General features: G+C 62.3%; 23 protein-coding genes and 1 tRNA gene. 17 read left to right on the top strand and 7 right to left on the bottom strand.

Annotated features, from left to right (window positions below; genetic code table 11):
• The first annotated feature begins 344 nt into the window (after positions 1-344).
• Positions 345-809: a hypothetical protein gene (locus BSF79_RS00855; RefSeq protein ID WP_090266946.1), complete on the top strand. Its 465-nt coding sequence runs from the start codon at positions 345-347 to the stop codon at positions 807-809.
• 63 nt (positions 810-872) lie between these two features.
• Here the strand turns inward: BSF79_RS00855 and BSF79_RS00850 are convergent.
• The 4 genes from BSF79_RS00850 to pdxH all read right to left on the bottom strand — a co-directional run bounded on the left by BSF79_RS00850 (position 873) and on the right by pdxH (position 2,757).
• Positions 873-949 (bottom strand) — tRNA-Pro (locus tag BSF79_RS00850).
• Between the two features lie 63 nt (positions 950-1,012).
• A complete protein-coding gene (locus BSF79_RS00845) occupies positions 1,013-1,501 on the bottom strand; it encodes a DUF192 domain-containing protein (protein WP_090266943.1) in 489 nt (162 codons plus the stop codon).
• Positions 1,495-2,043, bottom strand: coding sequence for a cold-shock protein (locus BSF79_RS00840; protein WP_090267827.1), 549 nt, complete (start codon positions 2,041-2,043; stop codon positions 1,495-1,497). The genes BSF79_RS00845 and BSF79_RS00840 overlap by 7 nt, the downstream gene beginning before the upstream one ends.
• Before the next feature lie 108 nt (positions 2,044-2,151).
• Positions 2,152-2,757 carry a pyridoxamine 5'-phosphate oxidase gene (pdxH, locus tag BSF79_RS00835; RefSeq protein WP_090266939.1) on the bottom strand — a complete coding sequence of 202 codons (606 nt, stop codon included), beginning with the start codon at positions 2,755-2,757 and terminating at the stop codon, positions 2,152-2,154.
• Between the two features lie 178 nt (positions 2,758-2,935).
• On the opposite strand from pdxH, the gene fabI reads away from it, so the two are divergent.
• The 8 genes from fabI (at position 2,936) to BSF79_RS00795 (ending at position 11,416) form a co-directional block, all read left to right on the top strand.
• The gene (fabI, locus tag BSF79_RS00830) at positions 2,936-3,757 is read left to right on the top strand and encodes an enoyl-ACP reductase FabI (RefSeq protein ID WP_090266935.1); all 822 of its coding nucleotides are present in this window, start codon (positions 2,936-2,938) and stop codon (positions 3,755-3,757) included.
• The gene (locus BSF79_RS00825) at positions 3,754-4,368 is read left to right on the top strand and encodes a LysE family translocator (RefSeq protein WP_090266931.1); all 615 of its coding nucleotides are present in this window, start codon (positions 3,754-3,756) and stop codon (positions 4,366-4,368) included. The genes fabI and BSF79_RS00825 overlap by 4 nt, the downstream gene beginning before the upstream one ends.
• 44 nt (positions 4,369-4,412) lie before the next feature.
• Positions 4,413-4,916: a xanthine phosphoribosyltransferase gene (gene gpt, locus BSF79_RS00820; RefSeq protein WP_090266926.1), complete on the top strand. Its 504-nt coding sequence runs from the start codon at positions 4,413-4,415 to the stop codon at positions 4,914-4,916.
• Between the two features lie 62 nt (positions 4,917-4,978).
• The gene (locus BSF79_RS00815; RefSeq protein WP_139246359.1) at positions 4,979-5,884 is read left to right on the top strand and encodes an acyltransferase family protein; all 906 of its coding nucleotides are present in this window, start codon (positions 4,979-4,981) and stop codon (positions 5,882-5,884) included.
• Between the two features lie 72 nt (positions 5,885-5,956).
• On the top strand, positions 5,957-7,159 hold the full coding sequence (locus BSF79_RS00810) for an aminotransferase (RefSeq protein ID WP_090266918.1): 1,203 nt from the start codon (positions 5,957-5,959) through the stop codon (positions 7,157-7,159).
• 41 nt (positions 7,160-7,200) lie between these two features.
• The gene (locus BSF79_RS00805; RefSeq protein ID WP_090266914.1) at positions 7,201-9,039 is read left to right on the top strand and encodes a peptidyl-prolyl cis-trans isomerase; all 1,839 of its coding nucleotides are present in this window, start codon (positions 7,201-7,203) and stop codon (positions 9,037-9,039) included.
• A 12-nt stretch (positions 9,040-9,051) separates the two neighbouring features.
• On the top strand, positions 9,052-10,563 hold the full coding sequence (gene trpE / locus BSF79_RS00800; RefSeq protein WP_090266911.1) for an anthranilate synthase component I: 1,512 nt from the start codon (positions 9,052-9,054) through the stop codon (positions 10,561-10,563).
• 295 nt (positions 10,564-10,858) lie between these two features.
• Positions 10,859-11,416 carry a pseudouridine synthase gene (locus BSF79_RS00795; RefSeq protein ID WP_090266907.1) on the top strand — a complete coding sequence of 186 codons (558 nt, stop codon included), beginning with the start codon at positions 10,859-10,861 and terminating at the stop codon, positions 11,414-11,416.
• On the opposite strand, the gene BSF79_RS00790 is transcribed toward BSF79_RS00795, so the two are convergent.
• Positions 11,413-12,897 (bottom strand): divergent polysaccharide deacetylase family protein, encoded by a 1,485-nt coding sequence (locus BSF79_RS00790; RefSeq protein WP_175545223.1) that lies wholly within the window; start codon positions 12,895-12,897, stop codon positions 11,413-11,415. The two genes, BSF79_RS00795 and BSF79_RS00790, sit on opposite strands and share 4 nt — an antisense overlap.
• Positions 12,898-13,033: 136 nt before the next feature.
• On the opposite strand from BSF79_RS00790, the gene BSF79_RS00785 reads away from it, so the two are divergent.
• The 6 genes from BSF79_RS00785 to lexA all read left to right on the top strand — a co-directional run bounded on the left by BSF79_RS00785 (position 13,034) and on the right by lexA (position 17,865).
• A complete protein-coding gene (locus BSF79_RS00785; protein WP_090266900.1) occupies positions 13,034-13,615 on the top strand; it encodes an anthranilate synthase component II in 582 nt (193 codons plus the stop codon).
• A complete protein-coding gene (gene trpD, locus BSF79_RS00780) occupies positions 13,612-14,634 on the top strand; it encodes an anthranilate phosphoribosyltransferase (protein ID WP_090266895.1) in 1,023 nt (340 codons plus the stop codon). Before BSF79_RS00785 ends, trpD begins: the two co-directional genes overlap by 4 nt.
• Positions 14,631-15,443 (top strand): indole-3-glycerol phosphate synthase TrpC, encoded by an 813-nt coding sequence (gene trpC / locus BSF79_RS00775; protein ID WP_090266890.1) that lies wholly within the window; start codon positions 14,631-14,633, stop codon positions 15,441-15,443. Before trpD ends, trpC begins: the two co-directional genes overlap by 4 nt.
• A 2-nt stretch (positions 15,444-15,445) precedes the next feature.
• A complete protein-coding gene (moaC, locus tag BSF79_RS00770) occupies positions 15,446-15,922 on the top strand; it encodes a cyclic pyranopterin monophosphate synthase MoaC (protein ID WP_090266887.1) in 477 nt (158 codons plus the stop codon).
• Complete coding sequence (locus tag BSF79_RS00765; RefSeq protein ID WP_090266883.1) at positions 15,919-17,091, top strand: molybdopterin molybdotransferase MoeA; 1,173 nt, start codon at positions 15,919-15,921, stop codon at positions 17,089-17,091. The genes moaC and BSF79_RS00765 overlap by 4 nt, the downstream gene beginning before the upstream one ends.
• A gap of 81 nt (positions 17,092-17,172) precedes the next feature.
• On the top strand, positions 17,173-17,865 hold the full coding sequence (lexA, locus tag BSF79_RS00760) for a transcriptional repressor LexA (RefSeq protein WP_090267825.1): 693 nt from the start codon (positions 17,173-17,175) through the stop codon (positions 17,863-17,865).
• On the opposite strand, the gene BSF79_RS00755 is transcribed toward lexA, so the two are convergent.
• On the bottom strand, positions 17,859-19,916 hold the full coding sequence (locus BSF79_RS00755) for a ComEC/Rec2 family competence protein (protein WP_090266880.1): 2,058 nt from the start codon (positions 19,914-19,916) through the stop codon (positions 17,859-17,861). The two genes, lexA and BSF79_RS00755, sit on opposite strands and share 7 nt — an antisense overlap.
• Before the next feature lie 64 nt (positions 19,917-19,980).
• Here BSF79_RS00755 and gltX point away from each other — a divergent pair, with 64 nt between their 5' ends.
• Positions 19,981-21,381, top strand: coding sequence for a glutamate--tRNA ligase (gltX, locus tag BSF79_RS00750; RefSeq protein WP_090266872.1), 1,401 nt, complete (start codon positions 19,981-19,983; stop codon positions 21,379-21,381).
• Between the two features lie 90 nt (positions 21,382-21,471).
• A complete protein-coding gene (gene gltA / locus BSF79_RS00745; protein ID WP_090267823.1) occupies positions 21,472-22,767 on the top strand; it encodes a citrate synthase in 1,296 nt (431 codons plus the stop codon).
• Between the two features lie 78 nt (positions 22,768-22,845).
• On the opposite strand, the gene BSF79_RS00740 is transcribed toward gltA, so the two are convergent.
• Positions 22,846-23,622 carry an enoyl-CoA hydratase-related protein gene (locus BSF79_RS00740; RefSeq protein WP_090266867.1) on the bottom strand — a complete coding sequence of 259 codons (777 nt, stop codon included), beginning with the start codon at positions 23,620-23,622 and terminating at the stop codon, positions 22,846-22,848.
• Positions 23,623-23,653: the final 31 nt, after the last annotated feature.

The following is a 23,653-nucleotide window of genomic DNA, read 5'->3' as shown; positions in this document are numbered from 1 at the left end:
GTGTCCCCGCTGACCGCGCCGCCACCATATCTTGTGGCTGATCCAGCTAGCCCACACAATCTGGCGTATTCAACCATGAGGGGTCAACGGGTTTTTTACAATTTATTCAGCAAATAGCTGTTGACCTAACAGCGGAAATATCGGGCCGTGATTCAAGAGGTTAACAGCCCGTCAATGCCCGCTGTGGGCAACTCTGTGGGAAACCCGGGAAAGGCGTTGAATTCGGCACGTTTACCCCTCATCCTTAAAAGCATCGGTGAACTGTGTGCCCCAAAGACGAGCCGCAAAAATACATGTGACAAAAACCGCGCAAATATTGTGCCCGCTCGAAAAGGTGCCACCAGATGATGATATTTCGGCGAATCTGTCTGGTCGGATTGCTGTTCCTGCCTATGTCTTGTGCAGATTTCACGCCGCCACCTGCGACACAACTGACAGCCCTTCCCGAAATCAGGGCCCGTTTTGACAGTTTCCCGCCCCGGCTGGCCCCGGCGGTCGAAGCCGCCTGCAATCGGCCCGAGCAGCGCGTGATCTATCCCACGCCCGAGCTGATCGAGTGCCGAACCCTGATGCCGCCCGACCCGACAGGCTCGCTTATTATGGCCTATGACGGCACGTTGACCGATCTGCCCGAAACCGTGATCCGCTTTCACAGCACCAGCGATGCCGACGGGCTGATTCTGGCGGTGTCGTTTTTCATTGATGTGCCACAGGCGTCAGGTGGGCACTTGTTCGTCGCCCTGCGCAGCCCTGCGCTGACCCGCCGCTTCACGGCGATTCTGCGCGAACTCGGCGGCACGCCAATCTGAAGCTGGCTGCCGCGCCGCACCCATCGCAAAGATGCGTTGTAAAAACTCTGGCTGTGGTGAAGTTGGTCGGGGCGGAGAGATTCGAACTCCCGACCCTCTGTTCCCAAAACAGATGCGCTACCAGACTGCGCTACGCCCCGATCCGAGGCCGGGTCTAAACTGGCTGCGCGGAATTGAAAAGTCCTAAAAGGCCGCCAAAAGCCCTAATTGTCACAGGGCCATGCGGCCGTGTCCTGTTCGAAGGCCGGATGGCGCAGAACCGTGCCCGGTTTGATGCCCATCGCCCGCGCCAGCCCGCCGTTGATCTCCAGCACAGCCAGAATCCCCCGCCCGCCGGGAATCGGTGTCAGGTCGCCGGGAACCGCGCCGTGATGCACACGCCGCACCACCCCGGTTGCGTCGGCGAAAATCATATCCAGAGAAATCAGCGTATTTTTCATCCAGAACGCCACCATTTGCGGCCGTTCGTATATAAACAGCATGCCCGCACTGCGTGGCATACTGTCCCGGTGCATCAACCCCTGCGCGCGCGCAGCCTCGGTGTTCGCGACCTCGACCGAGAATCGCGCCTGCCCCCAGTCACCTTTCAGAAGCACCGCGTCATCGCGGCACCCTGCGGCCCAACCCTGCGGCGCAAGCAGCAGCACAGAAATGGCGGCCAGCGCCCGAAGGGCCAGCCGCACATTCAGCATTCTACGATTTGCTTCAGGGCAGCTTCCCAGGCACAGACCTCGGTGGCCATGCGCCCGCGCTTGCCGTCGATCACCCGCAGGCCGACCGCTTCGCCGGCTTGCAGATCCGCAAGCCCCGACCGGCGCAGCACCTCGATATGCACGAACACATCTTCGTTGCGCCCAAAGACATTGGCAAAACCAAAGCCCTTCGCCTTGTCGAACCACTTGACGCGTGCAGGCTCCAACGGGGCTGCACGAATGATTTCGGGGTCGATCTCCTCGAAATCAGCGAGTGTCACGATATCGCTGCCCGCAGGCGGCTCTACCCCGAACACTTCGGTTGCTTGTATTCCACGGTCCGTTTCCTGAACCGCAATCTCTATCTTCGCACCATCCGCAACCGAGCTTTGCCCAAAGTTGCGCAATACATTCGCATGCAACAGAATGTCCGGACCGCCATCATCGGCGACTACAAACCCAAACCCTTTAACGGGGTCAAACCATTTCACCTGACCAAACACTCTGCGGGTGCCGCTCACATCATTCTTCACAGCATTCATACCCACAAGATCGCCACTCCCCCGGCTTTTCATGAGACAAAGCGACATGGTCATGCAAGGTAAAAATTGAAATTTTTTCAATCATTTGCATTTCACGTCACGCGAGTGTCACGGGTTTAGCCGGGTTATTTCCCACATTTCTTCCAAGGTCTTACGCCGCCACACGAACCTGTCGTGCAAGCGAAACGCCCCGTCTGCCCAGAACTCAATCTCAAGCGGTGTGATTCTGTAACCTCCCCAAAAGGATGGTCTGGCGGGATTCGGCCCATGACGCATCGTCACCTTGGCTACCTCCGCCATCAACGCCGCACGCGACTCCAACGGCCGCGACTGTTGCGAGGCCCAAGCCCCCAGCCTGCTCTTGAGCGACCGCGACGCATAATAGGCATCCGCCTTCGGTCCCTGCTCTTTTGTCACCAGCCCGCGCACCCGGATCTGACGCCGCAGGGATTTCCAGTGCATCACGAATGCCGCCTTGCCCGCTTGATCCAACTCCTGCGCCTTGGCACTTTCATAGTTGGTGTAGAACACGAACGCTTCCGCCTCGATTTCCTTCAGCAGCACCATCCGCGCATTGGGCAGACCTGCCGCATCCACCGTCGACAACGCAATCGCATTGGCATCGTTCACCTCTGCTGCCTCGGCCGCTGTCAACCAGCGCCGGGCAATCTCGAAAGGGTCGTCGCCCGCAAACAGTTCTGTTCGATCGCTCATTTCTTTACCTTATGATCAAAATCCGCTACAGCAAGCTGCCGACGGATTAAAGCGGGAATCTTAAAAGAGTTTCCCCCTAGACGATGCGCCTGTAAAGCGTTCGCTTCAACCCGCCCTTGATGCACCACCGCCTATCGCTTAAAGGATTTTGACAGAACATTTGGGCAGGGAATACGCAATGTCGAACCAATTGATGGCGGGAAAACGCGGGCTGATCATGGGGCTTGCCAATGACAAGTCGATCGCATGGGGCATCGCCAAAGCCTGCGCCGACGCCGGCGCCGAAATGGCATTCACCTATATGGGCGAGCCGTTTCGCAAGCGCGTGGCCCCCTTGGCCGAGCAGTTGGGCGTGACCCAGCTGATTGATTGCGACGTATCTGACGCGGCCTCGATCGACGCGGCGTTTGCCCAGCTCGAACAGGCCTGGGGCAAGATCGACTTTCTGGTCCACGCCATCGGATTCTCCGACAAAAACGAATTGCGCGGGCGGTATATCGAAACCAGCCGCGACAATTTCCTGATGACGATGGACATCAGCTGCTATTCCTTTACCGCCGTCGCACAGCGCGCCGAAAAGCTGATGACCGAAGGCGGCTCGATGCTGACCCTCACCTATTATGGCGCCGAGCAGGTCATGCCGCACTATAACGTCATGGGTGTGGCCAAGGCCGCGCTTGAGGCGTCGGTGAAATATCTGGCCGAGGATCTGGGCAAGGACGGTATCCGCGTCAACGCCATCAGCGCCGGGCCGATCAAGACACTGGCCGCCAGCGGCATCGGCGATTTCCGCTATATCCTCAAATGGAACGAGCTGAACTCGCCCCTGCGCCGCAATGTGACCATCGACGATGTCGGTAAATCCGCGCTCTACCTGCTGTCTGATCTTGGCTCGGGTGTCACCGGCGAGAACCTGCATGTCGATGCCGGCTATCACGTCGTGGGCATGAAAGCCGTCGACGCGCCTGATATTGATGTGGTGACAGGCCGCAAGGAATGACGCTTGCCGCCTTCCTCGCCGTTGCCCTGTTGCATCTGATGGCCGCGATCAGCCCCGGCCCCGCCGTTCTGATGGCCGCCCGCACCGGGCTGACCGAGGGGCTGCGCACCGGGGCGTTTCTGGCCATGGGCATCGGGGCGGGTGCGGTGATCTGGGCCGCCGCCGCCCTGTTCGGGCTGGCGCTGCTGTTTCAGGCGGCGCCCGTCCTGCTCTGGGCGCTCAAACTGCTGGGAGCGGCTTATCTGCTGCATATGGCTTGGGGCATGTGGCGCAATGCCGACGCGCCGCTTGATATGTCACAAGCCGCGCAGCTGCCGCGCTCGGCCAGCGCGGCCTTCCGGCAGGGGCTGCTGACGCAGCTGGCCAACCCCAAACCGGCAGTGCTGTTTTCGGCGATCTTCATCGGCACGGTCCCACCGGGCACCGCGCCATGGGTCTTCGCCGCACTTCTGCTCGTGGTGTTTCTGAACGAAGCCCTGTGGAATATCCTTGTCGCACGGATTTTTTCACTCGACCGCACCCGAACCAGCTATATTAACCTCAAATCCGTGATCGACCGCAGCTTCGGCGCCCTTCTTGCCGCCCTTGGCCTCAAGATCGCTGCAAGCTGATCGCCCGATCCACGACAGAACAGACAGACAAAAGAGAGACCAGCATGACCGACCGCCTGCCGCATGAAAAAGGCTTCCACATCAGCTGGGATCAGATCCACCGCGACAGCCGGGCGCTGGCCTGGCGGCTGGATGGCCACGGCCCCGACGATGGCGCCTGGCGTGCTGTTGTGGCGATCACCCGTGGCGGCATGGCCCCGGCGATGATCGTCGCGCGCGAGCTGGATATCCGCACCGTCGATACCATCAGTATCAAATCCTACAACAATCAGGAACGTACCGAGGCCCGCGTGCTCAAGGCCCCCGACGCCACGATCATGGGCGACGGCACCGGAATCCTCGTCGTGGATGACCTGGTGGACAGCGGCAAAACCCTGGAACTGGTGCGCAAGCTTTACCCGCGTGCGCATTTTGCAACAGTCTATGCCAAACCGCAGGGCCGCCCTCAGGTGGACACATTTATCACCGAAGTCAGTCAGGACACATGGATATTCTTCCCATGGGACATGGCGCTGCAATATGTTGAACCCTATCGCGGCAAGGATTGATACCGCGGCTCGGCTTTGCAGCGCGTCCGCTGAATAAACTATTCAAGGACGACACATTTGCAATGACGACCACGCAAGGCACAGCCATGCCAAGCCAAGCCATACCCCGCACGAAAAAACGCCAATCGCTCGAGCTGCTGCGCTTCCTTGCGATGATCTTTATCGTCATGGGGCATCTTGGCGGGACCGGGGCGCAGCTGGGCAATACCGCGCTGTCGCTGTTCATCCTGCTCAGCGTGGCCCTGTCCGGTGCCTCGGTTGCGCGCCACGGGTTTCGCCGCTTTGCCATCAGCCGCCTGCAGCGCATCCTAGTGCCCTGGCTGATCTGGTGCGGGATCTATCTGGCGCTGTTCACCCTTCTGGATGGCCCCGCCGCCACGTTCCGGCTGACCAACCCCCTGTCGTTGCTGATCGGCCCGGCGCTGCACCTGTGGTTCTTGCCGTTCATGCTGCTGGTCTCGCCGCTGATCTATGTGATCGCGCTGGTGCCGCGCACCATCGCCGCACAGGCCGCGCTTTGGATCATCTGCAGCATTACGGCCTGCGTCGCGCTCTATCTCTATCTGACGGCCGAACTGCCGCAACCGCTCATTCAATGGTCCTCGGTGTTTCCGACCCTGCTCTATGGCCTGCTGCGCGGGCGCGGCACGCCGATCTACTATGCCTCCTTTCTGGTGTTCATTTGCGCGATCGGTGTCGGCATGGGCGCCGAGCTGCCAATCGTCTACCTGACATTGGCCGTGATCCTGTTCGAGGTGTTCATGGGCCTGCACATCAACGCCACATGGCCCTCGCGCCTCGGCTCCACCGCCTTTGGCATCTATCTGGTGCACCCGGCCTTCATCGTGTTTTTTACCCACTTCATCCCGTACGAATCCAACAAGAAACTGCTGACGGGGCTGGTGTTCGTGACCTCCTGGATCGCGGTCGACCTCTATTATCAGGTCACGGCGCGCCTGTCGCGATAGGGGCGCGCACGGGCTTCCCTTTCCCGCGCCACGGCGCTAGCGTCGCTTGGCACAACAACTCCGAGACTGACCATGCCCTTGCCCCGTACTGCCACCACATTCTCTCCTCCTGTGATGGAGGCGCGGCGCTGGCTTGATGGCATCTCGTTCCCACCCGAGCGTCCGCTGATCAACGTCAGTCAGGCCGCCCCCGTCGACCCGCCGCCGCAGGCCCTGCGCGAAGCAATCGCCGAAACCGCCCTGACCCTGCCCGAGGCGCACCTTTACGGCCCCGTCCTTGGCCTGCCCGAGCTGCGCGCCGAGGTGGCCAGCCAGTTTGCCGAAGCATACGGCGGCGAGATCGCCGCGCAGAACGTCTGCATCACCTCGGGCTGCAATCAGGCGTTTTGCGCCGCCCTGATGACCCTGACCACCGAAGGGGATGAAGTTATTCTTCCAACCCCCTGGTATTTCAATCATAAAATGTGGCTCGACATGACCGGCGTGCGCGCCGTGGCCCTGCCCACCGGATCGGGGCTGCTGCCCGACCCCGATCTGGCGCAGGCGCTGATCACCCCGCGCACCAAGGCCATCGTGCTGGTCACGCCGAACAACCCCGGCGGCGTCGAATACCCCGCCGATCTGGTCGCCGCCTTCCGTGATATCGCCCGCGCCGCAGGCATTGCCCTGATCGTCGATGAAACCTACCGCGATTTTCACAGCCAAACCGGCGCGCCGCATGACCTGTTCACTGATCCCGACTGGGACGATACGCTGATACAGCTCTATTCCTTCTCCAAGGCCTACCGGCTGACCGGCCACCGGGTCGGCGCGATGATCGCCTCGCCCGCGCGCCTGGCCGAGGTCGAGAAATTTCTCGATACCGTCACCATCTGCCCCAACCAGCTGGCGCAGCACGCCGCCCTGTGGGGGATGCGCAACCTCGGCCAATGGCTGGCCGGTGAACGGGCCGAGATCCTTGATCGCCGCTCCGCCATCGAACAGGGCTTTCCCGCGCTCGAACATGACGGCTGGAAACTGCTCGGGGTCGGCGCCTATTTCGCCTATATTCAACACCCGTTCCGCCGCTCGTCGCATGATCTGGCGCAGGCGATGGTTGGCACTGCGGGCGTTCTGGCCCTGCCCGGCACCATGTTCATGCCTCATGATGACCCCGCAGGTCAGCGTCAGCTGCGCATCGCCTTTGCCAATATCGACCGGGCGGGGATCGGACAGTTGTTTGACAGGCTCTCGGGCCTGCGCTCGGCCCTTGCCCCCATCCAGCACTCGTCGTAGACACGGGCGACATTTTTCAACGACCCGGCGAGGCGAAGACCATGGCGAGCGGCGCAACAAAAACTCTGGTATGGGGCCTGATGGGCCTTCTGGTTCTGGGTCTGGGCGGCTTTGGCGTGACCAACCTGTCGGGCAACGTCCGCACCATCGGCTCGGTCGGGGATCAGGAAATCGACATCAACGATTACGCCCGCGCCCTGCAAGAAGACATCCGCGCGATCGAGGCCCAGACCGGGCAGTCGATCACCTTCGAACAGGCGCAATCCTTCGGCTTGGATAAAAACGTGCTCGGCCGCCTGATCGGTCAGGCCGCTCTGGATAACGAGGCCGCAACGCTGGGCCTGTCAATCGGTGACGAAAACCTGCGCCGTCAGATCGTGGCGATTGACGCCTTTCAAGGCCCCGCCGGTGACTTCGACCGCGAGGCATACAAGTTCACCCTGTCCCAAGCCGGGCTGACCGAATCCAAATTCGAGGCGCAGATCCGCGCCGACACCACCCGCGCGATCCTTCAGGGTGCCGTGATCAAGGGCGCGCCCGTGCCCGCCGCCTTTGTCGACACGCTGGTGGCCTATGCCGCCGAACGGCGCGGTTTTGTCTGGGCTCAGATCACCCCCGACGATCTGACCACGCCCCTGCCCGCCCCGACCGAAGATCAACTGGCCGCCTACTATGCTGCCAACGAACCGGCCTTCACCACGCCCGCCAAAAAGCGACTGACCTATGCGTGGCTGTCGCCCGACATGCTGCTCGACACGGTCGAGGTCGACGAGGCTGACATTCAGGCGCAATACGATGCCCGCAGCGCCGAGTTCAACCAACCCGAACGCCGCCTTGTCGAACGCCTGTCCTTCCCCGACATGACCACCGCCGAGACCGCCAAAGCCGCGATCGAGCGTGAAGAAACCGATTTCGAGGCCACCGTCGCCGAACGCGGCCTTTCGCTGTCCGATATCGACATGGGCGACGTCTCCCGCGCCGATCTCGGCCCCGAGGCCAGCGCCGTGTTCAACGCCGACGTTGGCGATATCGTCGGCCCGTTTGAAACCACGCTCGGCCCGGCCCTGTTCCGTGTCAACGGCGTGCTGCCCGAACAAGCCACCGCCTATGACGACGTCCGCGATGACCTGCGCGACGAACTCGCCACCGACCGCGCCCGCCGCCAGATCGAAACCACCGCTGAAACCGTCGATGACCTGCTGGCCGGCGGCGCCACATTGGAAGAACTGCATGCCGAAGCGGGCATGACCGTCGCCCAGATCGACTGGTTCGATGGCGCGCCCGAAGACATCGCCGCCTACACCGGCTTCCGCGACGCCGCCCTTGCGGTGCAACCCGGCGACTACCCGCAGGTGATCCATCTCGATGACGGCGGCATCGTCTCCCTGCGCCTCGACGAAGAGCTGCCGCCACAACTGCAATCGCTCGACACCGTGCGTGACGATGCCATCGCAGGCTGGACCGCCGCCGAAACCACCAAGGCACTGGCCGAACAGGCCACCGCGCTGCTCACCCGCCTGACCGCAGGCGAAGACATGGCCGCCCTCGGCCTGACCGCGCAGATCGAAACCGACGTGACCCGCAATCAGTTCATGCCCGGCACGCCCAACGGCTTCCTGTCGCAGGTCTTCGGCATGACCCCCGGCGATGTCACCGTGATCAGCGGCGACGAGGCCGTGGTGATCGTCCGCCTCGATGACATCCTGCCCCCCGACATGACCAACCCCGAGGTCGAGACCCTGACCGCCTCGCTCACCGACCAGACCGAGGCCGGGATCGCGCAGGACATCTATGCCGCCTATGCCCGCGACATTCAGAATCGCGCCGGGATTTCGCTCGATCAGGCCGCGCTCAACGCGGTGCACGCGAACTTCCGCTAAGGACACGAACCGTTGGAACTGACCCCCACCTTCGAAAGCTTCGCCCGCGCCTATGAGGCGGGCGAACATCAGGTCGTCTATGCCCGGCTGGCCGCCGACCTCGATACGCCCGTATCGCTGATGCTGAAACTGACCGGCGCCCAGAAAGACGCCTTCATGCTCGAATCCGTCACCGGGGGCGAGGTCCGCGGCCGCTACTCGATCATCGGCATGAAACCCGATGTGATCTGGCAAAGCCACGGGACCACCAGCCGCCTGAACCGCAACGCCCGCTTCGATACCGAAGCGTTCGAAGATCAGCCCGGCGCCCCGCTGGACAACCTGCGCGCCCTGATCGCCGAAAGCCGCATCGACCTGCCCGAAGACCTGCCCGCCGCCAGCGCAGGCCTGTTCGGCTACCTCGGCTATGACATGATCCGGCTGGTCGAACACCTGCCCGACGTCAACCCCGACCCGCTCGGCCTGCCCGACGCGGTGATGCTGCGGCCCACAGTCGTGGCCGTACTCGATGGCGTCAAGGGCGAGGTGACCGTGGTCTCCCCCGCCTGGGTCTCTGGCGGTCAATCCGCCCGCGCCGCCTATGCCCAAGCCGCAGAACGGGTGATGGATGCGCTGCGCGACCTCGACCGCGCCCTGCCGCAAGCCACCCGCGACCTGGGCGACGCCCTTGAACCCGGCACGCCAGTGTCGAACTTCACCAAATCCGGCTATATGGCCGCCGTCGAAAAGGCCAAGGATTACATCCGCGCCGGCGACATCTTTCAGGTGGTCCCGTCGCAACGCTGGACGCAGGATTTCCCGCTGCCGCCCTTCGCACTCTACCGCAGCCTGCGCCGCACCAACCCGTCGCCGTTCATGTTCTACTTCAACTTCGGCGGCTTTCAGGTGGTCGGCGCCAGCCCCGAAATCCTCGTGCGCGTCTTCGACCGCGAGGTCACAATCCGCCCGATCGCAGGCACCCGCCCGCGCGGCGCCACCCCGGCCGAGGACAAAGCCCTCGAACTTGACCTGCTGGCCGACAAGAAAGAGCTGGCCGAACACTTGATGCTGCTTGATCTGGGCCGCAACGACACCGGCCGCGTATCCAAAATCGGCACCGTCAAACCGACCGAGCAATTCATCATCGAACGCTATTCTCACGTCATGCACATCGTCTCGAACGTCACCGGCGAACTGGCCGACGATCAAGACGCCCTGTCGGCCTTCTTCGCCGGCATGCCCGCAGGCACGGTCAGCGGCGCCCCGAAAGTGCGCGCCATGCAGATCATCGACGAGCTGGAACCGGAAAAGCGCGGCGTTTACGGCGGCGGTCTGGGCTATTTCAGCGCGGGTGGCGACATGGACATGTGCATCGCGTTGCGTACCGCCATCGTCAAAGACCGCAAACTCTATATCCAGGCCGGCGGCGGCGTTGTCTACGACAGCGACCCCGAGGCCGAGTATCAAGAGACCGTGCATAAATCCAACGCCATCCGCCGCGCCGCCGCCGACGCCGCGCGCTTCACCGGAAATGGCAACGGCTGACAGACACCGCGACCAAAGGCCCGGCGACGCCGGGCGATCCTTTCACCGCCCCCGCGCTCAGCCCCACCACCGGGCACGCACCACACCCACGCCCCCGACTCCTCGGGCTTCTTTCTGAGCAAAATACTCCGGGGGAGGCGTTGAAAATTCCTTGGATTTTCAACGTCGGGGGCAGCGCCCCCACCCAGCATCGCGATCTGCATCGCATGTGCATGAGATGTGCATGTCCTGTGCATGCCGGTTTCGCGCCCCCAGCCCCCTTTTCGCGCTCCGCAAAACCGGCTAGGACGCAGGCATGACCCGTGTGATCCTGTTCAATAAACCCTATGATGTGCTGTCACAGTTCACCGACCGTGGCACCGAAGGGTCTCCGCGTAAAACCCTGTCAGATTTCATCGACGTGCCAAAGGTTTACCCGGCGGGCCGCCTTGATCGCGACAGCGAAGGCCTGATGATCCTGACCGATGACGGCAAGCTACAGGCCCGGATCTCGGACCCGCGCCACAAGCAGGAAAAGACCTATCTGGTTCAGGTCGAAGGCGAGATCACCGATCAGGCCCTGCAAAACCTGCGCCAAGGCGTCGCCCTCAAAGACGGCCCCACCCGCCCCGCAAAGACGCAACGCATTGAAAATCCACAGGTTTGGGACAGGTCTCCGCCGATCCGTGTGCGCAAATCCGTGCCCGACTGCTGGATTGAGCTGACGATTTCCGAAGGTCGCAACCGGCAGGTTCGGCGGATGACAGCCGCTGTCGGCTTCCCCACCCTGCGCCTGATCCGTGCCCGCATCGGCGACTGGTCGCTCGACGGTCTGGCCCCCGGTCAGTGGCGTGACGTCAAAGCCCCGCTCTAACGCACGACCTCTTTCAACACAGCCGAAACCGGCGCCAGCGCCACCCGGCTCGCCCGGTCCTGCAGGCCCCAAAGCAGCAGTGCGGAAATCGTCTCGGGCCGCAGCCGCCCGACCATGATCACGCCGCCCTCTTCCTGCCCGGCGCGAAACGCCGCCTGATCCAGAAACCGCCGCACAGACGAAGCATTCTGTCCCTTGCTATCAAAGTCACGGAATACCGTCGCCGCCACCACGCCGGATTTCGCCGCCAGCTTCTGCGCCGTATTCAACCCTTTGGGAAACAACACCAATCCGTGTCCTGTCTCGGACAGAATGCCCGTCACCTGATCGGAAACCGCCTTGTCAGACTGCAGCCCCGAGCCATCGCCTTCCATCACCGCCACGACCTCGGGCAGCTCGCGCAGCGTGGCCCGCAGCAGCATTTCCGTGTCCGCAGGCGTGGCGCCCAACGGGATGTCGGACAGGGCCAGAACCTCGAACCCGGCCTTACGATACCGCGCCATTGCGGCCTGTCCCATCGGGCTTGTGGCATCCACCGCGAAGCTCAGCGGATAGGGAAAGCTCGACAGAGCTTCGATCCCAATCTTGCTGTCCCCCCGGTCGATCAAGACAATCGCCATCACAGGCTTGCCCTCGGGGTTGGCAAACGGCTCGGCATAGGTTTCGAACGGCGTGGCTGGCGTCATCACCACTGGCGCGGTCTGTGCCGTCTCGGCCCGGTCTGTCAGCGTACCGACTGGCGTGCCAATACGCGGCCGTGCCTCATCCGGCGCGGCCGGGTCCGTCACCGATGGCAACGGCACGGCCTCCCCGGCTCGTGGCGCGGGCGGCGCGCCTTCTTCGGCATCCGGCGTGGCATCTTCGGGCGCTGGCTGTTCCACTTGATCATCAGGCAAAGGCACGATCACCACAGGCACCGGAATCGGCTCGGCCTTTGGCGGAACCGGCTGCACCGGCTCGTCGGTCGTGACGTTCGGGGGGGCGGTCTGCGCAAAGCCGCTGTCCTCAGGTTGCGCGGGCGGCGCGGGCTGCGCAGGTTCGGTCGAGATCGAAAGATCCGCATCCGGCACCGGCGCCTGTGGGGCGGCGCCCGGTTGGTCGGATTGCACCGGCATATCGGCACCGGCGGGGGCATCGGGGCTGTTGCCATTCTCGGTGGGCGCTGTCAGGCCGCTGTCGGGACTGCCGGTTTCAGGCAGACCCGCAGGCAAGGTATCAGCTTTATCCAGCGGTCCCAGATCGTCCAGCCCCGGCGCTTCGGCGCGCGGTGCGGCGGCTGGCGTTTCAACCGGCTGAGCCCCCGGCAGGTCGGCCTCTTTATCCTCGCGCGCGCCATCGAAACCCGACCCGGCGGGCACATCCACGGCTTCGGCTTCGGGCCGCGGCGCATCAATCGTGCCAACAATAAGCGAGGCCATACCAACCCCAACCACGGCAAAAACCGCTCCCCAGACAAATCCGCTTACTACGCCGCGCGCCAATATTCTGCCCCTTCGACTATTCCGTCTCATTGTGCCTTGCAGGCCTTGCCCCCCTTGACGGTCCGGGGCAAGACTGAACAAGTATACCGCGACGATGCGACGGGCCTCTAGCCCCCAAAACACAAAGATAGGCCAGATGCTGCTTCTGATCGATAATTACGACAGTTTTACCTATAATCTTGTTCACTATCTGGGTGAACTTGGCGCCGATATCGTGGTGAAACGCAATGATGCGCTGGATGTACAGGCCGCAATGGCGATGAACCCAGCCGGGATTTTGCTGTCCCCCGGCCCGTGTGACCCGGATCAGGCCGGGATCTGCTTGGCGCTGACGGCAGCGGCGGCGGAAACCAAAACGCCACTGATGGGCGTCTGCTTGGGCCATCAGACCATTGGGCAGGCCTTCGGCGGCAAGGTCGTGCGCTGCCACGAGATCGTGCATGGCAAGATGGGATTGATCCGCCACAGCGGCAAAGGCCTGTTTGCCGGGCTACCCAGCCCGTTCGAGGCGACGCGCTATCACTCGCTGATCGTTGAGCGTGCCACCCTGCCCGACTGTCTTGAAGTCACGGCAGAGCTGGAAGACGGCACGATCATGGGGCTGCAACACCGAGACCTGCCGATCCATGGCGTGCAGTTTCACCCCGAATCCATCGCCTCGCAGCATGGGCATAAACTGTTGCAGAACTTCCTGAATGTTATGAAGGTTCCAGCATGAGCGATGCGTTGAAACCACTGATCGGGGCCGCGGCTGACCGCCCCCTGACCGAGGCCGAGGCCGAAGCCGCCTTTACCATCCTGTTCGAGGGCGAAGCGACCCCGGCCCAGATCGGCGGGCTTTTGATGGCGCTGCGCACGCGGGGCGAAACCGTTGGCGAATACACTGCTGCCGCCACCGTGATGCGGGCGAAATGCCACAAGGTCCGCGCCCCGGAAGGCGCGATGGATATCGTTGGCACCGGGGGCGATGGCAAGGGCACGCTGAACATCTCGACCGCGACCGCGTTTGTGGTGGCGGGTGCGGGCGTACCGGTGGCCAAGCATGGCAACCGCAACCTTAGCTCAAAATCCGGTGCGGCGGATGCGCTTACGCAAATGGGCGTGGGTGTGATGGTTGGCGTGCAAACCGTTGAAAAAGCGCTGGAAACCTGCGGGATCGCGTTCATGATGGCGCCAATGCACCACCCGGCCATGGCGCATGTCGGCCCGGTCCGGGCCGAGCTTGGCACCCGGACAATTTTCAACATCCTCGGACCGCTGACCAACCCTGCGGGGGTCAAGCGCCAGCTGACCGGCGTCTTTACCCGCGATCTGATCCGGCCCATGGCGGAAACCCTTGGCCAACTGGGCAGCGAGAAAGCCTGGCTGGTACATGGCAGCGACGGCACTGACGAGCTGGCGATTTCGGGCCTCAGCTGGGTCAGCGCGTTGAACGAAGATGGCAGCATTTCGGATTTCGAGGTGCACCCCGACGATTTCGGGCTGCCGGTGCATCCGTTCGAGGCGATCGTTGGCGGCACCCCTACGGAAAACGCTGTGGCCTTTCGGGCGCTGCTGGCCGGTGTGCCGTCGGCCTACCGCGACGCGGTGCTGCTGAATTCCGCCGCCGCCCTGCTGGTGGCGGGCAAGGTGACCGACCTGAAAGATGGCGTTGCGATGGCGCGCGACAGCCTTGACAGCGGAGCCGCAAAACAGAAACTCGACGCGTTGGCGCGCATCACATCGGAGGCATCATGACCGGCACCGTTCTGGACAAGATCAAGGCCTATAAGCTTGAGGAAATCGCGGCCGACAAGGCCGCCAAACCGCTGGAAACGGTCGAGGCTGAGGCCCACGCCGCGCCGCCCGTGCGCCCCTTTGCCGACGCTTTGTTCGAGGCGAGCCGCATCGGATATGGCCTGATTGCCGAGATCAAAAAGGCCAGCCCGTCCAAGGGGTTGATTCGTGCCGATTTCGACCCGGCGACCCTTGCCAAAGCCTATGAGGCCGGTGGGGCAACCTGCTTGTCGGTACTGACAGATACCCCTAGCTTTCAAGGCGCCAAAGAGTATCTGGTGCAGGCCCGCGCCGCCTGTTCGCTGCCGGTGCTGCGCAAGGATTTCATGTACGACACCTATCAGGTGGCAGAGGCCCGAGCACTTGGTGCCGATTGCATCTTGATCATCATGGCATCGGTCAGCGACGCGCAGGCAGCCGAGTTGGAAGAGGCCGCGACCCGTTGGGGCATGGATGCGTTGATAGAAGTGCACGACGCCGAAGAGATGAGCCGTGCCGCACTGCTGAAGTCGCGGTTGATCGGTATCAATAACCGCAATCTGAAAACCTTTGAAACTACGCTCGACACCACCCATAAGCTTTCGAAATACGCGCCGGGCGATCGCCTTCTGGTTTCCGAAAGCGGGCTGAGTACGCCCGAGGATCTGGCAGATCTGGCCCGATACGGCGCGCGCTGTTTCCTGATCGGCGAAAGCCTGATGCGTCAGGAGGATGTGACCACCGCGACGAAAACGCTGCTGGCCAACCCTTTGACCGCGCACGGGATGTAAGTATGAGCGGGCTGACACATTTCGACGCCAAGGGTGACGCGCATATGGTCGATGTCTCGGACAAGGCCGTGACGTCGCGGGTGGCTACGGCTGCGGGGTGGATCAAGATGGCACGCGAAACCTTTGATATTATTTCAGAAGGCCGCGCCAAGAAGGGGGATGTTCTGGGCGTCGCGCGTCTGGCCGGGATTATGGGTGCCAAGAAAACCCCCGATCTGATCCCACTCTGTCACCCGCTGCCGGTCACCAAAGTGGCGGTGGATCTGACGTTGGACCCCGACCTTCCCGGCGTGCAGATCGAAGCAACGGTCAAGACCACCGGCCAGACCGGGGTCGAGATGGAGGCGCTGACCGCAGTCAGCATCACCGCGCTGACTGTCTATGACATGTCCAAGGCCGTGGACAAAGCAATGGAGATCGGCGGCATTCGCGTGGTCCTGAAAGATGGCGGAAAATCAGGGCGGTACGAGGCGAAATGATCACGGTTGACGAAGCGCTTTCGCATCTTTTCTCACTGGTTTCGACCCTGCCGGAAGAGCTGATTCCGCTGACCGAGGCCGCAGGCCGGGTTCTGGCGCACGAGGTGCAGGCCACCCGCAATCAACCGCCCTTTGCCGCCTCGGCGATGGATGGCTACGGCGTGCGCGCCGATGAGGTTGCGCTGGACGCCAAGTTCAAAGTCATCGGAGAATCCGCTGCCGGACTAGGTTTTGACGGGGATGTGCGCGCAGGCGAGGCCGTGCGTATTTTCACCGGTGCGCCGGTGCCGGACGGCGTTGATTTCGTCCTTTTGCAAGAAGATTGCGACCGCTTCGGCTCGACCATCACGATCACCTCTGATCCGGGCGATAATGCCAACATCCGCCCCGCCGGGGCTGATTTTGTCATCGGTCAGCCCATCGCCGCCCCGCGCCGTCTGACCCCGGCCGACGTGGCGCTTCTGGCGGCAATGAACATCGCGCAGGTGCCGGTCCGGCGCAGGCCCGATGTGGCGCTGATCTCGACCGGGAACGAGTTGGTTATGCCGGGCGACACCCCCGGCCCCGATCAGATCATCGCGTCGAACACCTTCGGGCTTAAGGCGCTTTTGGATCAGGCGGGTGCGCACGCCCGTATCCTGCCGATCGCACGTGACAATGAAGCCTCACTGGCAATGGCCTTTGAGCTTGCCGAGGGCGCTGATCTGGTGATCACCATTGGCGGCGCATCCGTGGGCGATCACGATCTGGTCGGTCCAGTTGCTGCTGAATTGGGCATGGAGCAGGCGTTTTACAAAGTTGCCATGCGCCCCGGAAAACCGCTGATGGCCGGGCGCATGGGCAAGGCCGCGATGATCGGCCTGCCAGGGAACCCGGTGTCGGCCATGGTGTGCGGCCATCTGTTTGTGCTGCCGGTGGTTCACGCAATGCTGGGCTTGCCCGCCGGGCGGCGCGCAACACGGCAGGCTCGGTTGACAACGGATGTGGCGGCGAATGGCCCGCGCGAGCATTACATGCGCGCCCGCGTCGCCGACGGGCAACTAACGCTGTTTGATCGGCAGGACAGCTCGCTTTTGACCATCCTGAGCGAGGCCAACGCGCTGCTGTTGCGCCCTGTGGGCGATGGGCCGCGCGCGACGGGCGATCAGGTCGACTATATCCCGCTCTGAGGCGCAAGCGACCAGCCGCTTGACACAAAACAGGAACATGACTAGAACAAATCCAAACCGTCACACCGGAGGGAGATGTTCATGCTGACCAAAAAACAGCTCGATCTGTTGGAATTCATCCATAAACGGGTGCAACGTGATGGTGTTCCCCCATCCTTTGACGAGATGAAAGAGGCGCTGGATCTGCGCTCGAAATCGGGCATTCACCGGCTGATCACAGCGCTGGAAGAACGCGGGTTTATCCGCCGTCTGGCACACCGTGCCCGCGCCATCGAAATTGTCAAACTCCCCGAAGCCTTGGGCGGCGAAGCAAGCTTCACCCCGCGTGTGATCGACGGTGATCGCCCGACTGCATCACCGCGCGCTGCCATGCCGGTCAGCACGGTGCACGCGATGGAATTGCCGCTGGTGGGCCGTATCGCCGCCGGTGTCCCGATCGAGGCGATTTCACATGCGGCCACAACCGTGGCCGTGCCAGGTTCGATGCTGTCCGGTCAGGGCGAACACTACGCGCTTGAAGTAAAAGGCGATTCGATGATCGAGGCCGGGATCAACGATGGCGATGTGGTAATTATCCGCGAAACATCGGTGGCCAGTAACGGCGATATCGTCGTGGCGCTGGTCGAAGATCACGAGGCCACGCTGAAGCGGTTTTCGCGCCGCGGCAACGCGATCGCGCTTGAGGCCGCCAATCCCGCCTATGAAACGCGAGTGTTCCCCGAGGATATGGTCAAGGTGCAGGGCCGTCTTGTCGGGTTGATCCGCAGCTACTGAGCGGGCGCCGATGCCGCCTGTTTGCGCGGCTTCGGCCCAACACTCCAAAGCCGCACGCCCGTGAGGTCCCGAACCGAAATGATCCGCGATGGATCGCCGGAATACACCGCCAGCGCGCCGATTTGTGACAGGATATGTGGGTCAGTGACCCGGCACGGCAGGTTTTCCGGTAAAACCACATTGCTGATCAGCCACTCGCCTTGCAGACATGTGGCGTTTGTCGCCGCGCGTTTGCCGGACAGCGCCCGCAAGGTCAGCCCATTCACGCGCACCGTCTCAGGCCAGCGCACTGCTGCCTCGGCCTGATCCGCTCCGTCACCATCGTTTTCCAACCAGTTCCGTGCCGCAAAGCCTGCACCGCGCGGCTTGCTGAGCGCACGCCCCTGATCCGTCATCACTCCGACAAGGTTGCCGGTTGCGTCGATCAGAACCAAAGGGCGGTCCGCCCGCACCCACAGTCCTGCCGCCAGAAAACAGGCCCCCAAGCCGGTCCACCGCGCGCGCCCCTGCCACAAGATCACCACCAGCGCGCCAAACGCCATCGTCGGCAAGACCGCCCAAGGTGGGCTGACCACCTGCCCCAACGCGCCGTCCAGCCCCGCCACCCAATGCGCCACGCCCAAGATCCAGCGCAACCCAAGCCCCATGATCCACAGGGCCGGGCCTTCGGCGCCAAATGGCATCAGCAAGGCCGCCACAACAGCCGATGGCATCACCAACACCCCCATCAACGGCACCGACAACAGATTCGCAGGCAGGCCAAAATGCGATAGCTGATTGAAATGTGCGGCCCCCACCGGGCCTGTCGCAGCGCCCGCCACCGCAGAAGAGATCACAACCGCCATCACGGGGCGCAACCAGCGCGGCCCCAGCGTCCACCCTTGATCGCGGATCACGCCGAACACCGCGACCAAGGCGGTCGTGGCTGCGAACGACATCTGAAAACCGGGGCCAAGCAAAGCCTCGGGGCGCCAAACCAGCACGATCAATGCCGCGACAGCGACCGCCCGCAGAGACAACGCCCGCCGGTCGAACATCACAGCGATCAGCATGACGGCCACCATCACAAAGGCGCGCTCGGTCGCGATATTGCCGCCTGACAGCAGCAGATACCCCGCCGCAACGGACAGTGCGATGCCCGCAGACAACTTCTTGGCCGGTAAGCGCAGTCCGACAACCGGCGCCGCCGCAAACCCCAGTCGGAACGCAGCAAAAACGAACCCGGCCAGCAGCCCCATATGCAGCCCGGAGATCGCCAGAAGATGCGCCAGATTCGAGGCGCGCAGCGCCTCCAGCGTGTCCTGCCCCATTCCTGAGCGATCCCCGGTCATGATCGCGGCAGCAAATGCGCCGACTTCATCCGGCAAGGCACGCTGAACCTTATCTGACAGGACCATACGGGCCGCAAAAACCGGCATGCCCCCTTGGTTTGGTTCCAGCAACAGCACCGGCGTGCGACTGTAGCCCACGGCACCCACGCCTTGAAACCAGGCGTGGCGGCGGAAATCGAACCCACCGGGTTCAACCGGGCCAGAGGGCGGCGACAGGTGCGCGGTCAGGATCACTACCTGCCCCGGCGCAGGGTCATGCCAAGCCCGGTCACCGTGCAGCGACACCCGCACGCGCGCGGGCGTACGGGCTGGATCAGTGTCACGCAGAACCACCCTGTCCAGCGTCAACCTGAGCGCATCACTGCCCGAACGATCGATCCCGACCACGCGCCCCTCGACCGGGCCATAGTATCGCCAACCCAGAACCGGCTCCGCCACCGCATGCGCCCGGGCGCCCGCCAGCGCGACGCCCGCCGCAATCAGCATCACGGCCCAGATCAGCGGCGCCACCTCGGGCCGTGCGTGCCAGGCCAGCCCCGACAAAACCGTAACTGCAACTGCCAATCCGCCATAAATCGGCCAACCCGGCTCGCTCAGCAGCGCGAAATACCCCCCGATTCCGATCGACAGACAAACCGGCACCCAGTGAAAAAGATGGCCGCGCTGGCCAACAAGGGCCGCTCCGATCAGGGTGAACAGTTGCAACTCTTGTCCTCGCATCGGCGGGTCGATAGACAGGCGGCAACGCTAACCCCCACATGGTTACCGAAAGGTTAAGTCTCTCATGTCCTCGCAAATCGTCACCCGTTTCGCGCCCTCGCCCACGGGCTATCTGCATATCGGTGGTGCGCGCACCGCATTGTTCAATTGGCTCTATGCCCGTGGTCGGGGGGGAAAATTCCTGCTGCGGATCGAGGACACGGACCGCGAACGCTCCACTCCCGAGGCAACAGCCGCGATCCTGAAAGGGCTCGATTGGCTGGGACTGGACCACGACGGCGATGTGGTCAGCCAGTTTGACAGCGCGGACCGTCATGCCGAGGTTGCGCATCACCTTCTGGCCGAAGGCAAAGCCTATAAGTGCTTTGCCACCCAAGACGAGATCACCACCTTCCGCGATGCCGCGCGCGCCGAGGGGCGCTCGACCCTGTACCGCAGCCCTTGGCGGGACGCGGATTCCGCCAGCCATCCCGACGCGCCGTTTGTCGTGCGGATCAAGGCCCCGCAGGACGGCGCAACCGTGATCCGCGATCAGGTTCAGGGCGACGTGACCATCCGCAACGATCAGCTTGATGACATGGTTCTGTTACGTTCGGACGGCACTCCTGTGTACATGCTGGCCGTTGTCGTCGATGACCACGACATGGGTGTGACCCATGTGATCCGGGGGGATGATCACCTGAACAATGCCGCGCGCCAGATGATGATCTATGATGCGATGGGCTGGAACGTCCCGGTCTGGGCGCATATTCCGCTGATCCATGGCCCCGACGGCAAGAAACTGTCCAAACGCCACGGCGCTTTGGGGGTCGAAGAATATCAGGCCATGGGCTATCCCGCTGCCGGAATGCGCAATTACCTTGCGCGTCTGGGCTGGAGCCACGGAGATGACGAATTTTTCACCGATGCGCAGGCAAAAGAATGGTTTGATTTCGGCGGAATCGGAAAATCTGCGGCGCGGTTCGACTTCAAGAAGCTCGAGAATCTCTGTGGTCAGCATATCGCCGCATCGGATGATGCTGCACTGCTGCATGAGCTACAGGCATTTTTACGGATCACGAACCAGCCAGACCTAAGCCCGGCGCGGGCCACGTTGATACAGTCCGCGATGTACTGCCTCAAAGAACGCGCGAAGACCTTCCCAGAACTCGTTGAAAAAGCTGCATTTATCATGTCTGACCGCCCAATCGTACCAGATGACAAAGCTGCGGCTCAACTCGACAATGTATCCCGTGGTATACTGAAGCAATTGACGCCGCAGCTGCAAAATGCTAGCTGGACGCGTGACGATCTGGAAGCCGTCACCAACCGTTTCGCAGAAACGCAGGGCATCAAGTTCGGCAAGCTGGCAGGCCCCTTGAGGGCCGCTCTTGCGGGGCGTAGTGTGACACCCAGCGTTTTTGACATGATGCTGGTCCTTGGGCAGGCCGAAACGCTGGCCCGGTTGACCGACGCAGCTGCCTGAGGGGTGAATGAATTAACCTCTCCTCAAGGTAAATTGGAATAGCAAACGCCCATGTGGTCCGCACATGAGGCCAGTGATGAAGGGAACACCATGACTGAACCGACCAAAACGGCAACTCTGAGTTTTGACGGCAAGACCTTTGATTTGCCGATGTTCACCCCAACCGCTGGCCCGGAGGTGATCGACATTCGCAAACTTTACGGTCAGGCAGGCGTGTTCACCTACGATCCCGGCTTCACCTCGACCGCCGCCTGCGACAGCACCATCACCTATATCGACGGTGACGAAGGCATCCTTCTGCATCGCGGCTATCCGATCGACCAGCTTGCTGCGAAATCGCATTATCTCGAAGTCTGCTATCTGCTGCTTTACGGTGAATTGCCGACCGCGACCCAGCTGGAAGATTTCGAAACCCGCGTCACGCATCACACCATGGTGCATGAGCAGATGCACAACTTCTTCCGCGGCTTCCGTCGCGACGCGCATCCGATGGCCACGATGGTTGGTGTCGTCGGCGCCATGTCGGCCTTCTATGCCGACAGTGCAGACGTCAATGACCCCTGGCAGCGCGAGGTCGCCTCGATCCGTCTGGTGGCTAAACTGCCGACGATCGCCGCGATGGCCTATAAGTATTCGATCGGACAACCCTTCGTCTATCCGCGCAACGATCTGGATTATGCGGCGAACTTCCTGCACATGTGCTTCTCGGTCCCGGCCGAGAAATACGAGGTTGATCCGATTCTGGCCCGCGCCATGGACCGCATCCTGACCCTGCACGCCGATCACGAGCAGAATGCCTCGACCTCGACCGTGCGTCTGGCGTCGTCTTCAGGTGCCAACCCGTTCGCCTCTATTGCAGCGGGTATTGCGTGCCTGTGGGGCCCTGCCCATGGTGGCGCGAACCAGGCGTGTCTGGAAATGCTGCGCGAAATTGGCACCGTGGATCGTATCCCCGAATTCATCGCCCGCGCCAAAGACAAGAACGATCCGTTCCGTCTGATGGGCTTTGGTCACCGCGTTTACAAGAACACCGACCCGCGCGCCAAAGTTCTGAAAAACTCGGCGGACGAGGTTCTGGAACTGCTGGGCGTGCAAGATAACCCGCTGCTGCAAGTCGCCAAAGAGCTGGAGCATGTGGCCCTCAATGATCCTTATTTCATTGAGAAAAAGCTGTTCCCGAATGTCGATTTCTATTCGGGCATCATCCTCGAAGCGATGGGCTTCCCGACGTCGATGTTTACTCCGATCTTTGCGCTGTCGCGCACCGTCGGCTGGATCTCGCAGTGGAAAGAGATGATTGCAGATCCGCAGATGAAAATCGGTCGCCCGCGTCAGCTGTATCTTGGCGCCACCGCCCGCGACTATGTGGACGTCGAAAACCGCTAAGGTTTTAACAGCTTGAACTTAAAACGGCCGCCCAATGGGCGGCCGTTTTCATGCGTGGGCAAGCCTTCAATCAGCGGCTCAGCGGCCCTGATATTTCGCTGGGCGCTTTTCCAGAAATGCCATAACACCCTCTTGGAAATCACGGCTTTGCCCGCAAGCGCCCTGCTTGTGGCCTTCCACTGAAAGCTGCTGCTCCAGCGTGTTGTCCCAACTGCCACGGATCGCCTCTTTGACGTGACCATAGGCCAGCGTCGGCCCCTTCGCCAGATGTGCCGCCCGCGCCTTCCAGAGCGCTTCAAACTCGGCATCTGGCACGGCCTCCCAGATCAGCCCCCAGTCATCGGCCTGACGCGCACTGATCTTGTCGGCAAACAGCGCCGCGCCCATCGCCTTGGCCGAGCCCATATTCCGGGTCATCCAATAGGTGCCGCCCGCGTCGGGGATCAGGCCAATTCGGGTGAATGCCTGCAGAAAATAGGCGCTTTCCGTCGCAATCACCACATCCGCCGCCAGCGCCAGATTGGCTCCTGCACCGGCCGCCGCGCCGTTCACGGCACTGATCGTCGGGATCGGGCAATCATAGATCGCCTTGAGCATCGGCAGATATTCGTCACGCAGCGTGCGCTCCATATCCAGATTGCCCAAATTTGCCTGGTCGCTCAGATCCTGGCCTGAGCAAAACGCGCCACCGGCCCCGGTCAGAACCAGAACCTTGGCGTTGCGCCCGGCCTCTTGCGCAGCATGGGCAATCTCGGCTCGCATTTGGGTGTTGAGCGCATTCATCTTGTCTGCGCGGTTCAGCGTCAAAACCGCAATCGACTCGCTGATGTCCAGCGTAATGGTCTGATAATCCATGGATGGCCTCCCTGTCCGTTTGCGCGCAGCA

It is taken from the genome of Thalassovita taeanensis, from assembly GCF_900110775.1.
GTDB classification, from domain to species: Bacteria; Pseudomonadota; Alphaproteobacteria; order Rhodobacterales; family Rhodobacteraceae; genus Litorimicrobium; species Litorimicrobium taeanense.
Note: the sequence above shows the minus strand (reverse complement) of the source record. Positions and strands in the feature narration are given on the sequence as shown.